The following is a 13,353-nucleotide window of genomic DNA, read 5'->3' as shown; positions in this document are numbered from 1 at the left end:
AGGATGGACCCCGTGAGCCTGCTGCACCTCCCCCACCACGACGGGTCGCCGACCTACCTCGACGACGAGGCTCCGCGGCTGGGCACGTCCGTGCGGGTCCGGGTGCGGACGCACCCGTCCGACCCGGTCGACGCGGTCTGGCTGCGGACGACCTTCGACGCCGAGCCGGTCTACCACGAGATGCACCCCACCGGCGGGGGCTGGTGGGAGGGCTCGCTGCCGGTGCACAACCCGGTCACCCACTACCGCTTCCTGCTGGTGCGCGGCGAGGACCAGGAGTGGCTGACCGGTCGCGGCGTGGTCGGGCACGACGTGCCCGACGGCGGCGACTTCAAGGTGTGCGCCTTCGACCCGGCGCCCGACTGGGGCCGGGACGGCGTCGTCTACCAGGTGTTCCCCGACCGCTTCGCCCGCTCCGCCGCGGCCGACGGGCGCGAGGTCCCGCCGTGGGCCGTCCCGGCCGACTGGGACGACGAGGTGGTCTTCGAGCCGAGCGACCCGCGCACGCCGTTGCAGCTCTACGGCGGCGACCTCGACGGCGTGGTCGAGCACCTCGACCACGTGGCCGCGGCCGGCGCGGACATCCTCTACACGACGCCGGTCTTCCCCGGCGAGAGCAACCACCGCTACAACGCGACCACCTTCCGCGAAGTCGACCCGCTGCTCGGCGGCGACGAGGCGTACGCCCGGCTCAGCCGTGCGGTGCACGCGCGCGGGTGGCGGATCCTGGGCGACCTCACCACCAACCACACCGGCGACACCCACGAGTGGTTCCGCGCCGCGCAGGCGGACCCCACCGACCCGCACCGCACCTTCTACTACTTCGACGAGGCCGGCGGCTACGCCTGCTGGATGGGCCACGGCACCCTCCCCAAGGTCAACCACGCCGACCCCGACCTGCGCGCCGCTATGGTCGAGGGCCCCGACTCGGTGGTCGGCCGCTGGCTGCGACCGCCGTTCGACGTCGACGGCTGGCGCATCGACGTCGCCAACATGACCGGCCGACTCGGCGCGATCGACGTCAACCACGACGTGGCGCGCGCCGCCCGCCGCACCGCGGCCGCCCTGCGCGAGGACCCGCTGGTCATCGCCGAGCACAACCACGACGCCACCGGCGACGTCGACGGCGACGGCTGGCACGGCTCGATGAACTACTCCGGCTTCTCCTGGCCGGTGTGGTCCTGGCTGCGCGACCCGGCCTCGCCGGCCCGTCCGTTCGGCCGCCCGGCGGCGGTGCCGCGCCGCCCGGGAGGCGCCGTGGTGGCCACCTTCCGCGACTGGCTCGGCTCGCTCGGCTGGCGCGCCACCTGCAGCAGCTGGAACATCCTGGGCTCCCACGACTCGGCGCGCATCCGCACCCTCGTCGGCGGCGACGCCGCGGTCCACCGGGTCGCGGCCGGCCTGCAGTTCCTGCTCCCCGGGGTGCCGATGGTCTTCGCCGGCGACGAGATCGGGCTGGAGGGCGTGCTCGGCGAGGACTCCCGTCGCCCGATGCCCTGGGACCACCCCGAGCGCTGGGACCACGACACCCTGGACGCCTACGGCTCGCTCGCCGCGCTGCGCCGCTCCCGGGCCGCGCTGCTGCGCGGCGGCCTGCGCTGGGCGCACGTCGACGACGACACCATCGCCTGGCTGCGCGAGCACCCCGAGGGGAGCCTGCTGGTGGTCGCCAGGCGGGCGGGGGGCGACGGGTTCACGCTGCCCCTCGCGAGCGGCACCCACCTCTACGGCACGGAGGCCGGCGGTGCCGACCTGCGCGCCGACGGCGACGGCGTCCTCGTGCCGGCCTCGGCCGGACCGCGGCTCGACGTCTGGTCGGTGCAGGACCGGGCGCAGTAGTTTGCCGTCCATGGCGCTGCGCATCACCGCGAGCAGACCGGACCCGGCGGTCCTCACCCTCCCGTGGGACACCCCGCTGGAGGAGTGGCCCGACGACCTGGTGGTCCCGCTGCCGCGCGGCCTGTCGCGCCACGTCGTCCGGATCGTCCGGCTCGGGTCGCGGGTCTACGCCGTCAAGGAGACCCAGGGCGACATCGCGTTCCGGGAGTACCGGATGCTGCGCGACCTCCAGCGGATGGGCATGCCGGCGGTCGTGCCGCAGGGCGTGGTGACCGGTCGCGAGGGTGCCGACGGCACCGAGCTCCCGGCCGCGCTCATCACCCGCCACCTCCAGTTCTCGCTCCCCTACCGGAGCCTGTTCAGCCGCGGGGCCACCGCCGAGGACGTCCCGCTGCTGATCGACGCGATGGTCGTCCTGCTCGTGCGGCTGCACCTCGCAGGCTTCTACTGGGGCGACGTGTCGCTGTCGAACGTGCTCTTCCGCCGCAACGCCGGCGAGTTCGCGGCCTACCTCGTCGACGCCGAGACCGGCGAGCTGCACGAGGCCGTCGGCGACCGGCTGCGCGAGTACGACATCACCGTCGGCTGCGAGAACATCTTCGCCGAGCTGATGGACCTCAGCGCCAGCGGCGCGGTCCACCAGCCGATCGACGGCTTCGCGATCATCGACCACCTCCGCGAGCGCTACGAGGCCCTGTGGGGTGAGCTCACCGGCCTCGAGGAGTTCAGCACCGACGAGATGTGGCGCATCGAGCGGCGCGTCGAGCGGCTCAACGACCTCGGCTTCGACGTGGACGAGCTCGACATCGTCACCGACCTCGGCGGCGACACGATCCGGATCCAGCCCAAGGTCGTCGACCTCGGCCACCACGCCCGCGAGGTGCAGGCGCTCACCGGCATGGCGGTCGAGGAGAACCAGGCGCGCCGGATCCTCAACGACCTCGCCGCCTTCACCGCCCACCACGACCTCGGCCGCGAGGACCGCCAGCTGGTCGCGAGCCGCTGGATGCACCAGATCTTCGAGCCGATCATGGCGATGATCCCTCCGGACGCGACCGGCAAGCTCGAGCCCGCGGAGATCTTCCACGAGATCCTCGAGCACCGCTGGTACCTCAGCGAGCAGGCCGGCCACGAGGTCGACATCCACGACACGGCGCGCGACTACATCGACCGCTTCCTCACCCGGCGCCCCGACGAGGCGATCACGGGTCAGGAGTGAGCGCCGTCCAGTCGCCGACCACCCACGAGCCGTCGGTCCGCAGCCGGACCAGCTGAAGGCCGGTCGGACGGCCGTCGGCGTAGGTGATCAGGCTGACCTCGGCGTCGCGGCGCGGCTTGCTGCCCACGGCGATGGCGTACGCCGCCCCGCCCGTCGTGCCGTTGGTCCAGGTCCACCCGACGGTGCCGTCCTCGGCCTCGACCGCGTCCGGCCCCGAGTGCACGTGGGTGTGCCCGCCGACCACGAGGTCGACGCAGCCCCGCTCGAGGGCCTCGCCGCCCAGGTTGGCGTCGTGGACCAGCAGCGTGCTGACCCGCTCGCCGTCCTCGGCCTCCGCGCAGGCGGCGTCGGCCAGGCGGGTGCCGACCTCGGCGAAGCTGAGCCCGGACTCGTCGCGCCAGTTGCCCAGGCCGCTGGAGCGGGGGTCGTCGACCCCCATCAGGACGCCACCCCAGGGCGCCTCCACGGCCTCGCCGTCGAGCATCGTCCAGCCCTTGTCGGCCAGGTAGGTGGACACGAAGGACCCGTGGTCGTGGTTGCCGGCGACACCGAACCGGTCCCAGTCCTCGAACGTGCCGGCCAGCGAGTCGAGGCTGAACGCCTCCCACGGCTCCCCGGTCGAGGTGTCGTCACCGGCGTCGAGCACGACGGTCGCGCCGGCGGCCTCGCCGATCGCGCGGGCGACCCGGTCCATGCCGATGTTGTCGTGCCGGTCGCTCACCAGCAGCGCCACGGTCTCGCCGTCCTCGGGCACCCGGACGTCGAGGTCGGCCGCCTGCTCGGCCGCGGTGGAGTAGAAGGCCTTGCTGCGGTCGTAGGTGTCGACGGCGCTGAGCACCAGCTTCTTGGTCTCGGTGGTCACCGGGCCCACCCGCACCTCGATGTCGCGGGCCTCCGCCGGCAGGGTCACGTCGGGACCGGCGAGCTCGGCCAGCGTCTGCCAGCTCTCCTGCTGGTCCTGGGTCTCCGCGTCGGACTCCCACGGCTGCCACAGCAGCACCGGGAGCGCGAGCAGCAGCACCAGGCCGAACGCGCCGCGACGGGTGCGCACCCCGCGGAACAGCTCGCCGCGGCGGTGCCGCCCCAGCAGCAGGAAGACCGCGACGGGGACCAGGCCGGCGGCGAGGCCCCGTACGGCCGCCGAGACCGCCATGTCGACCACCACGCCGCGCACCTTGCCGACCTGCGCGGTGGGGTCGGTGGCGATGAAGCCGTAGCGCTGGACGAGCTCCTCGATCGACCCGACCTCGGTCTTGCCGAGCGTGAGCGTCACCCCGATCGGGCCAACGTCGCGGAACCGGAAGTCGGGCAGCAGCGGCCCGGTCTGGACGACCGCGTCGCCGGTCGTGGTCGGCCTGACCTCGGTGTCGTGGCCGACCAGGACGATCGTGCGGCTGCTGTTGAGGAACAGCGACACCGCGACGGACACGCCGACCACGAGGCCCACCGCGAGCAGCCCCGCGGCGGCCAGGAGGCGCCGCGGACGGCTGGTGCGGGGTCCCCGTGGGGCCGACGTCATGCCAGGCGGGCCTGCGAGACGGCGTAGAGCGCGACCGAGGCGGCCACGCCGGCGTTGAGCGACTCGAGCTGGCCGGCCATCGGGATCGAGACGATCTGGTCGCAGGTCTCGGCGACCAGGCGACCCAGGCCCTTGCCCTCCGACCCCACGACCACGACCAGCGGCCCCTCGGCGAGGCCACCCGGCGCGACCAGCTCGGGGAGCGAGAGGTCGCCGTCGGCGGCGAGGCCGACGACCATGCAGCCGGCGTCCTGGTAGGCCTTGAGCTGACGGGTGAGGTTGACGGTCTGCGCCACCGGGAGCCGCGCGGCCGCGCCGGCGCTGGTCTTCCACGCCGACGCGGTCATGCCCGCGGCCCGGCGCTCGGGGATCAGCACGCCGTGCGCGCCGAAGCCGGCGGCCGAGCGGATCACCGCGCCGAGGTTGCGCGGGTCGGTGACCTGGTCGAGCGCCACCACGAGGGCGGGCTCCTTGGCCTCGGCCGCGCGCTCGAGCAGGTCGTCGGCGTGCGCGTACTCGTAGGCGGGCAGCCGTGCGGCCAGGCCCTGGTGCACCGCGCCACCGGTCATCCGGTCCATCTCGTTGCGGGTGACCTCGAGCATGGTCAGCCCCCGCTCGGCGGCCAGCCGGAACGCGTCGCGCATCCGGCCGTCGCGCTCGGCACCCTCGGCGACGTAGACCGCCGCGACCGGCACGCCGGCCTCCAGCAGCTCGACGACGGAGTTGCGCCCCGCCGCCCACTCGGCGTCGGAGGTGGTGCGGCGCCTGGGGCGCTGCTGGACCTTGTCGCGCTCGGCGCGCTGGGCCGCCTTGTGCGCCTTGTGGTACGGCCGGTCCTTGGCCTTGGGCGTCGGGCCCCTGCCCTCGAGCCCCCGGCGGACCCGGCCACCCGAGCCGGCAGTGGGGTTGCCCTTGCCGGTCTTCTTGATGGCGCCCTTGCGCTTGCTGTTGCCTGCCACGTCACACGCTCCCGGACCCGAGGGTCCACTTCGGGCCGGTCGGGGTGTCCTCGACCTCCACGCCGGCCGCCTTGATCTGGTCACGGATCGCATCGGCGCGCGCCCAGTCCCGCGCCTCGCGGGCGGCGGCCCGCTCGGCGAGCAGGCCCTTGACCAGCGCGTCGACGACCCCGGTGAGCCGGTCGTCGTCGCCGGCGGTCTGCCACGCCTCGTCGGCGGGGTTGAGCCCCAGCACGTCGAGCATCGCGATCACCTCGCCGAACGTCTGGCCCAGCGCGTCGGACGGCCCCGCGGCCAGCAGCCGGTTGCCCTCGCGGACCGCGTCGTGGATGACCGCGACGGCGGCCGGGGTGCCGAGGTCGTCGTCCATCGCGGCGACGAAGGCGTCGGGCAGCGACGCGAACCAGGTGCCGACGACAGGAGCCGCGCGGTCGAGGAAGTCCTCGATGCGCCGGTAGGCCTTCGCGGCCTCGTCGAGCGCCTCGAAGGAGAACTCGACGTGCGAGCGGTAGTGGGCGGCGACCATGTAGTAGCGCAGCTCGACGCCGCGGACGCGCTGGAGGACCGACGGCACGAGCATCGAGTTGCCGAGCGACTTGCTCATCTTCTCGCCGGCGGTGGTGATCCACGCGTTGTGCAGCCAGTACGACGCGAACGGCCGTCCGGCCGCGCGCGACTGGGCCTGCTCGTTCTCGTGGTGCGGGAAGCGCAGGTCGACCCCGCCGCCGTGGATGTCGAACGCGGGACCGAGGTACTTGCCGGCCATCGCGGAGCACTCGATGTGCCAGCCCGGACGCCCCGGACCCCACGGGGAGGGCCAGGCCGCCGTCGCGGGCTCGGACGCCTTCTTGTAGCCCTTCCAGAGCGCGAAGTCGCGCGGGTCGCGCTTGCCGCGCGGGTCCGCGTCCCCGGCGGGCTCCATGTCCTCGACCTTCTGGCGGGTCAGCTCGCCGTAGGCCGGCCAGCTGCGGACGTCGAAGTAGACGTCGCCGCTGCCGTCCTCGGCGGCGTACGCGTGGCCGCGCTCGATGAGCTGCTCGGTGAGCTCGATGATCTCGGGCACGTGGCCGGTGGCGCCCGGCTCGTAGGTGGGCGGGAGCACGTTGATCGCGGCCAGGGCCCGGTCGAGCTCGCGCTTCATCGCGGCCGCGAGGGCGTACCAGTGGACGCCCTGCTCGGCCGACTTCGTGAGGATCTTGTCGTCGATGTCGGTGACGTTGCGGATGAAGTCGACCTCGTGGCCGGTGGCGCTCAACCAGCGCCGCAGCACGTCGAAGTTGACCGCGGAGCGGACGTGGCCGACGTGCGGCTCCGACTGCACGGTGAGCCCACAGACGTAGATGCCGGCCCGCCCCGGGACGAGGGGGACGAAGTCGCGCGTCGTGCGCGTGGCGGTGTCGTGGAGCCTGAGGGTCACGGGGGCGATTCTAGGGGCCGCACGTCGAAGTCCCCCCTTCCGCGAGGACCCCCGGACGCGCGGGAGCCCCGGCCCACCGTGGTGGTCCGGGGCTCCCGCGTCGTGCTCAGCGCTTGCGGCGCGGCGACACCTTCAGCGTGGTGCTGTCCTCACCGGCGAGCGTGTGCTCGTCGCCGAGGTAGGTCACCCGGACCTTCCAGCTGCCCTGCTTGGTGACCTTGATCCACGCCACCGAGTCGCCGCGGATCAGGGTCTTGCGGACCACGATCCGCTTGCTGCCCTGCTTCAGCACGATCTCCACCTTGCCGGTGGGGACGTAGCCGTCGGCGGACACGTCGACCCTGACCTTCGCCTTCTCGCCGGCCCGGACAGGGCTCGGCTCGTCGACGCGGACCTTCGGCCTCGCCTTGGTCACGGTGACCGTCACGGTGCCCTGGGAGGGCGCGTGGGTGGCCGAGCCGAGGTACTTCACGACCAGCACGTGCTGGCCGACCTCGAGAGACCGCGCGGCCAGCGCGATGCTGGCGGAGCCCCCGGACAGGCTCGCAGAGCCCACCCGGGTGGTGCCGTCGAGGAGCTCGACCGTGCCCGTCGCCGCGGTGGGCGACACCGAGACCGCGACCGATCCGGCCTTGGCCCACTGCACCGAGGTGTCGGTGCCGGTGACCGTGGTGGCGGTCGGCTGCGGGACCGGCCTGGCCGTGACGGTGACGGTCACCGTGCGGGTCGAGGCAGCCACGTCGGCGGAGCCGGCGTAGCGGACCTCGATCGCCTTCGCGCCCACCGTGGCGAACGGTCCGACCACCAGGGTCGCCTGACCGTCGACGAGGGTGCCCGTGGCCAGCTGGGTGTCGCCCAGCCACGCGCTGACCGAGCCGCTCGGAGCGGCGCCCGTGGCGGTCACCGCGACGGCGAGCGAGCTGGTGCCCGAGTCCTGGACCACCGATGCCGGCGTGGCCGTGACCGTCGTGGTCGAGGCCGCCTTGGCGACCGTGACCGTCACCGTGCCCTCGGCGGGCTTCACCGCACCGTCGCCCGCGTAGGCCAGGCGCAGCTGGTGCTCGCCGAGCGCGAGGGTGCCCGCCGGGATCGCGATGGTCGTCGTGGCGTCGCCCGTGAGGGTGCCTTCGCCGATCTTCGCGGTGCCGTCGAACAGCTCGACCGTCCCCGTGGCCGTGGTCGGGGTGACCGTGACGGCGACCGAGCCGGGCTGGCCCGCCACGATCGGGGCGGCCGTGCCCGTGACGGTGGAGTCCGCCCGGGTGTCGACCACCGCGACCGGCAGCTTGGCCACCGTGCCGGTCGTGGCGCCGGTGAGGGTGAACCACGTCGTGCCGCCGGGCAGGCCGGCCGGCAGCGTGAAGCTGACGGTGGCCGCGCCGGGGACGTCGAACGGGGTGGTGGGCAGGACGGACGTCACCGGGACGGTGCCCAGGTCGGTCGCGCCCAGCGAGACCGTCACCGAGGTGTCGGTCGCGTCGGTGATGTCGGCCGAGGTGCCGCCACCGGTCATCGACAGCGAGTCGACCGGGACGGTGACCGTCTGGCCCGCGGAGAACGGGCCGGCCGGGACGCGGGCGCCCACGCCGTGCTGCGCGTAGTCGACCGCGAGCGGGCCGTCGGACGCGTGCGTGGCGAGGTAGTTCACCGTGGCCTGCAGGTCGGTCTTGCCGGTGTCCTGCCGGTTGGTGCCGAGCGTCAGCGCGCGGAAGTTGTCGCCGCCGCCCGCGATGAAGCTGTTGGCCGACACCGTGTAGGTCCCCGTCGGGTCGACGGCGACGCCGTCGAGCCACATGCCGGTGATCCGCTGGCCCTCGGGCCGGGACGAGTCCTCGGTCCAGGTGAAGCCCTTCGAGGTGCCCAGCCGCAGGAACGGCCGCGACGGGACGTTGCCGTCGGGGTCGCGCTGCCACTGCTGCTCGAGGAGCGTCCTGAGCTGCGCACCGGTCAGGTCGACCGTCACCAGCGTGTTGGCGAACGGCTGGACGTTGGCGGCCTCGCGGTAGGTGACCGGGCCCGCACCGTCGCCGGTGCCGACCAGGTCGTCGCGCAGGCCACCGGGGTTCATCACGCCGATGTCGGCGCCGGTCTCCTCGCGCTGCATCTCCGCGACCAGGTTGCCCAGGGTGGACTCGCCGCCGCGGTTCTCCACGACGCCGCTGGTCGGGTCGACCCGACGCGCCCGCTTGAACGGGGCCGCGACCTGGCCGAGCTCGACCGCGCCACGCTCGTTCGCCACGGTGACGGCGGCGTCGACGATGGTCTTGGTGGCGGCGTCCTCGTCGTAGTCCTTCGTCGCGAGCACGTGCTGGCGGACGCCCACCAGGTCGTCGGTGCCGAGCGCGAAGTCGAACTGCAGCTGGTTGAGGTACGAGCCGTACTGGCCCGCGGAGACCACCGGGCGCTCGAGCGTCTTGCCCGGCACGGCCACCTTGCAGTTGTACTTGAGGTGGGTGTGGCCGGAGATGATCGCGTCGACGTCGGTGCTCGCCTCGTGGACGATGCGGCCGAAGGTCGACGTGTCGTCGTCCTTGATCGTCGCGCAGCTCGGGCTGGGCGCACCCTCGTGCACCAGCTCGATGACCAGGTCGCAGGGCTGACCGCCGCAGCCGTCGGCCTTGAGGTCGGCCGCCGCGGCGTTGACCTCGTCGACGATGCTGGTGATCTCCAGGCCGGCGATCGCCGACGGGGCGACCAGCGACCCGAGGTCCTCGGTGACCGCGCCCACGAACCCGACGCGGATGCCCGCGCCGCCGTCGAGGCCGTCGAAGCTCTTCCACCAGGTCGCGCCGTTGGCGTGGGCGAAGTTGCCGTCGGTCCGGTCGGACTTCAGGGCGTGATCGCCGGTCGCGGCGTCACGCACGTTGGCGGCGATGTAGGGCCAGTCGGCACCGCCCTCGGGGTCGGTGGCCGACATGATGCGGTCCATCAGGTCGTCGTAGCCCTGGTCGAACTCGTGGTTGCCCGCGGCGGACACCTCGAGGCCGGCCTCGTTCATCGCGTCGATCGTCGGCTTGTCGTTCTGGATGAACGACTCGAACGTCGAGGCACCGACGATGTCGCCGGCCATCACGAACGCGGTGTTCGCGTTGTCCGCCCGCAGGCCCTTGACCGCCCCGGCCATCGCCGCGGCACCGGCCGAGGCGCTGCCCGGGTCGTCGAGGAGGCGACCGTGGAAGTCGTTCGAAGCCAGCACCTGGACGGTGTCGACCGCGTCGGGCGCCTCGGAGACCGGGGCCTTGATGCCGACGATCTCCGGGTTGTGGTCGGAGGAGCGGAACGCGGTCTGGTCGTAGAGCGGCGTGACGTTGTAGTTGAACCGGCTGTACTCGTAGTAGATCGGCTCGTTGGCGTTGATCGGCCAGATCGTCGCGCCCTGCACGAGGCCGAGGGCCGCGTCGTTGGCGAAGACGTGGTCGAGCGAGCCGGCGAGGCCACCGAAGAAGTAGCTGGTCTCGCCGTTGTCGGCGTCCAGCGCGTTCCAGCCGAGGCCCTCGAGCGTGGTGACCGGGTCCTCCTGGGAGTAGGAGTTGTAGTCGCCGGTCATGAAGACCGACTCGATGCCCTTGTCCTCGACGAGCGCGTCGGCGAAGGCGTCGAGGGCCCTGGCCTGGCGGATGCGGTCACCGTTGTAGGAGCCCGCGCCGTCGCCCTTGTCCTCGTTGTCCGTGCCGGCGATCGTCGACGGGTCGTCGGGGCCACCCTTGGACTTGAAGTGGTTGACGATCACGAGGAACGCGTCGTCGCGGGTGCCGTCGACGTGCTGGAACGCCTGGGCGAGCGGCTCGCGGGCGTTGCGGAACGGGGCCGAGTTCACCAGGATCTCGGACCGGCCGACGGTGCTGACCTTGCGCGGGTTGTAGATGAACGCCGAGCGGATCGCGTCCTGCTCCGCGATGGTCGGCTGCGCCGCGGCACGCGGGGTCGGGACGAAGGCCCAGCGCTTGCCGAGGACCTGCGGGTCCTGGCCGGGGTGCTTGGCGTCCCAGTCGGCGTTGAGGGCGGCGACGAGCCGCTCGAGCGCGGCGTCGCGGTCGGAGTAGCCCAGCTTGACCGGGTTCTCGACCTCCTCGAGGCTCATCACGTCGGCGTCCATCGTGTTGATGGCCGCGACCTCCTTGACCTCCTGGCGGAGCAGGCTGGCCTCGGTGGCGGCACCGCGCGGGCCGATGTCCGGCAGGGTGCCGGGCGGCTGGGTGCGCGGGTCGCGCCAGGTGCAGGTGTTCGCGGTGAGCGGGACGTTGTTGCGGTCCTTGTAGGTGGTGCAGGTGCGGTTGGTGCCCGGGTAGGCGTCGCCGCCGTTGGCCACCCACTCGTCCACCGGGTGGACGAAGTAGTTGAGCATGTTGAACGTGGCGATCTTCAGGTTGCCCTGGTCACCGAGCACGTCGTCGGGGGCCGGCGGGCGGTCCTGCTCGAAGGAGACCTGGCCGCTGCCGTCGTTGCCCGGCTGGATCCGGCTGGACGGCTGGAGGCGCCAGCTGTTGAAGCGGTAGTCGAGGACGACCGGCTTGACGAACGTGGCCTCCGCGCCGCCGCGGACCGTGTTGGTCAGCGTCAGCCACGGGAACGCGGTGGCGCCGGTGTAGGTGACGGTGGCGCCGTCGTCGAGGACCACGCCGTGGGCCTCGTTGAAGGCGGCGATGTCGGCGCGCAGCTGCGTCTGGGTCGGCCGCGCCTTCTCCAGCGGGATGTAGAGCGGCTCGTCGGAGCCGATCGCGAGCTTGAACTCGCCGCGCATCGACGACGAGCCGACGCCGCCGCTGTAGGAGTCGGTGACGGTGTGCGGGCCGGTCGGCAGGAAGGCCTCCTGCTCGTGGGCCTCGCGCAGCGCGTCGAGCGCCGCACCCGTGGGGCACGAGCCCTGCACGCAGTCGGTGCCGGGGATGACGGTCCCGGGCGTGACGGCCTCCTCGGCCGTGGCCGGGCGGGTGTCGAGGAAGTCGCCGTTGGTCACGGTGACCTGGGTGGCGCCGTTGAACTCGCTGACCCGGCCGTTGAGGACCGTGACGTGCTCGCCGATCGCGGGCAGCGTGTAGGCGGGGGTGCTGCCGGCGTAGACGAAGAGGGCGTCGGAGGCGTTGGGGGTCGCGTCGTCCTCGGGGTCGTAGCCCGCGGTCTGGAGCACGAAGCCGTTGATGCCGCCGTCGGGGTAGCGCGCGGTGACGACGCCGGAGGTCGAGACGTCGGCGTTGGCGTCACCGGTCGCGAAGGGCGACGAGGCGCCCTCGCCCTGGATCTCCGGGATGGCGTGGAACGGCTTGACCGGGACGTCCGAGACGACGAGGTCGAACTGGACGGAGGCGTTGGCGGAGGCGCCGTCGGTGACGGTCGCCTCGACGGTGTAGGTGCCGTTCTGGGTCGGCGTCCCGGAGACGACGCCTTCCGCGCTCACCGTGACGCCGGGGGGCGTGCCGGTGGCGGACCAGGTGTACGGCGTGCTGCCGCCGTTGGCCTGCAGCGTGAACGGCGCCATCGCCCGGTTGCGGAAGAGCGGGCGGTCGGCCGGGTCGGTGGCGCCCAGCGGAGCGGGGCCTCCGCCCGCGGTGATCGAGATGTTGTCGATGCCGACGTGCTCGTTGCTGCCCGAGGCGTTGTCGACGGTGATCACGCGCAGGAAGACGTCGGTCTTGCCGTCGACCGCCGACGGGAGCTGTGCGCTCACGTGGGTCGAGGTCACCGTCGTGTTGCCCGCCACGGTGGCGTCGGCGAGGTAGGCGGCCGGCACGTTGGTGTACGCGCCCGAGTTGCCGACGCGGTACTGCAGCGCGACGCGGGTCGGCTGGTCGTCGGCGCTGCTGTCGAGGTCCTGCACGTCGTAGTCGACGGTGAAGCCGGACTTGCCCGTGGTGTCGAGGTGGAAGACCAGGTGGGGGGTGGTCTGCGCGCCGGTCGCGCCGAGCGCGACCGTCCTGCTCGCGGTCGGCACGGCGGGGAAGCCGAGGACCGCACCCGTGGCGACGGTGTTCGGGACGGCCGTGCTCGTCTGCAGCGCGAGGCTCGTCGTGAGGGTGCCCTCGGCGGTCAGCGTGCCGACGTCGGTGCTGTTGGACAGGTTGGCGGCGGCGATCGAGGTGCCGGAGGTGAAGCCCTCCACGCCCTGGAAGTCCGCCCACGTGCTGGTGGACGTGAGGCCCGACCAGTCCTGGGTGTAGGGGAAGCTCGAGATCACGGAGGAGACGCTCGCGCTGGCCGGGGCACTGAAGCCCAGGGCCAGCGGAGCGGCCACGAGGGCCAGGAGCGAGGTGAGGCTGGTGGCCCGTCTGGGCATGCGTGCAGACAAAGTTGTCGTGTCCCTTGTTCGGGGCCGCCGGGGGGTCGGGTGGCGGCCGGGGCACACGCTAAGCGGCGGCACCGACATGTGGCACATGACACGTCATGAACTCATCCCTCATTTTGG

At 72.8% G+C, this 13,353-nt stretch carries 6 protein-coding genes; 2 read left to right on the top strand and 4 right to left on the bottom strand.

Annotation, left to right across the window (positions count from 1 at the left end; genetic code table 11):
* The first annotated feature begins 12 nt into the window (after positions 1–12).
* Together LN652_RS16890 and LN652_RS16885 are read left to right on the top strand one after the other, a co-directional pair.
* The gene (locus LN652_RS16890; protein ID WP_230441762.1) at positions 13–1,839 is read left to right on the top strand and encodes a glycoside hydrolase family 13 protein; all 1,827 of its coding nucleotides are present in this window, start codon (positions 13–15) and stop codon (positions 1,837–1,839) included.
* Positions 1,840–1,849: 10 nt separating this feature from the next.
* A complete protein-coding gene (locus tag LN652_RS16885; RefSeq protein ID WP_230441761.1) occupies positions 1,850–3,058 on the top strand; it encodes a DUF4032 domain-containing protein in 1,209 nt (402 codons plus the stop codon).
* Here the strand turns inward: LN652_RS16885 and LN652_RS16880 are convergent.
* The 4 genes from LN652_RS16880 to LN652_RS16865 form a co-directional block, all read right to left on the bottom strand.
* Positions 3,042–4,577, bottom strand: a complete 1,536-nt coding sequence (locus LN652_RS16880; protein WP_230441760.1) for a metallophosphoesterase family protein — start codon at positions 4,575–4,577, stop codon at positions 3,042–3,044. The two genes, LN652_RS16885 and LN652_RS16880, sit on opposite strands and share 17 nt — an antisense overlap.
* Positions 4,574–5,536: a 23S rRNA (guanosine(2251)-2'-O)-methyltransferase RlmB gene (gene rlmB / locus LN652_RS16875; RefSeq protein ID WP_230441759.1), complete on the bottom strand. Its 963-nt coding sequence runs from the start codon at positions 5,534–5,536 to the stop codon at positions 4,574–4,576. The genes LN652_RS16880 and rlmB overlap by 4 nt, the downstream gene beginning before the upstream one ends.
* A 1-nt stretch (position 5,537) precedes the next feature.
* On the bottom strand, positions 5,538–6,953 hold the full coding sequence (cysS, locus tag LN652_RS16870) for a cysteine--tRNA ligase (protein WP_230441758.1): 1,416 nt from the start codon (positions 6,951–6,953) through the stop codon (positions 5,538–5,540).
* 106 nt (positions 6,954–7,059) lie between these two features.
* Positions 7,060–13,224 carry an ExeM/NucH family extracellular endonuclease gene (locus LN652_RS16865; RefSeq protein ID WP_230441757.1) on the bottom strand — a complete coding sequence of 2,055 codons (6,165 nt, stop codon included), beginning with the start codon at positions 13,222–13,224 and terminating at the stop codon, positions 7,060–7,062.
* Positions 13,225–13,353: the final 129 nt, after the last annotated feature.

Source organism: Nocardioides okcheonensis (assembly GCF_020991065.1).
Lineage (GTDB): Bacteria > Actinomycetota > Actinomycetes > Propionibacteriales > Nocardioidaceae > Nocardioides > Nocardioides okcheonensis.
The sequence above is the reverse complement of the archived record's forward strand: the minus strand, read 5'-3'. Positions and strand labels throughout refer to the sequence as shown.

What these genes read in the sequence shown, in the direction of transcription:
- LN652_RS16885 (WP_230441761.1), top strand. Translation starts at nt 1,850, where the DNA reads ATGGCGCTGCGCATCACCGCGAGCAGACCGGACCCGGCGGTCCTCACC.
- LN652_RS16880 (WP_230441760.1), bottom strand. Translation starts at nt 4,577, where the DNA reads ATGACGTCGGCCCCACGGGGACCCCGCACCAGCCGTCCGCGGCGCCTC.
- LN652_RS16865 (WP_230441757.1), bottom strand. Translation starts at nt 13,224, where the DNA reads ATGCCCAGACGGGCCACCAGCCTCACCTCGCTCCTGGCCCTCGTGGCC.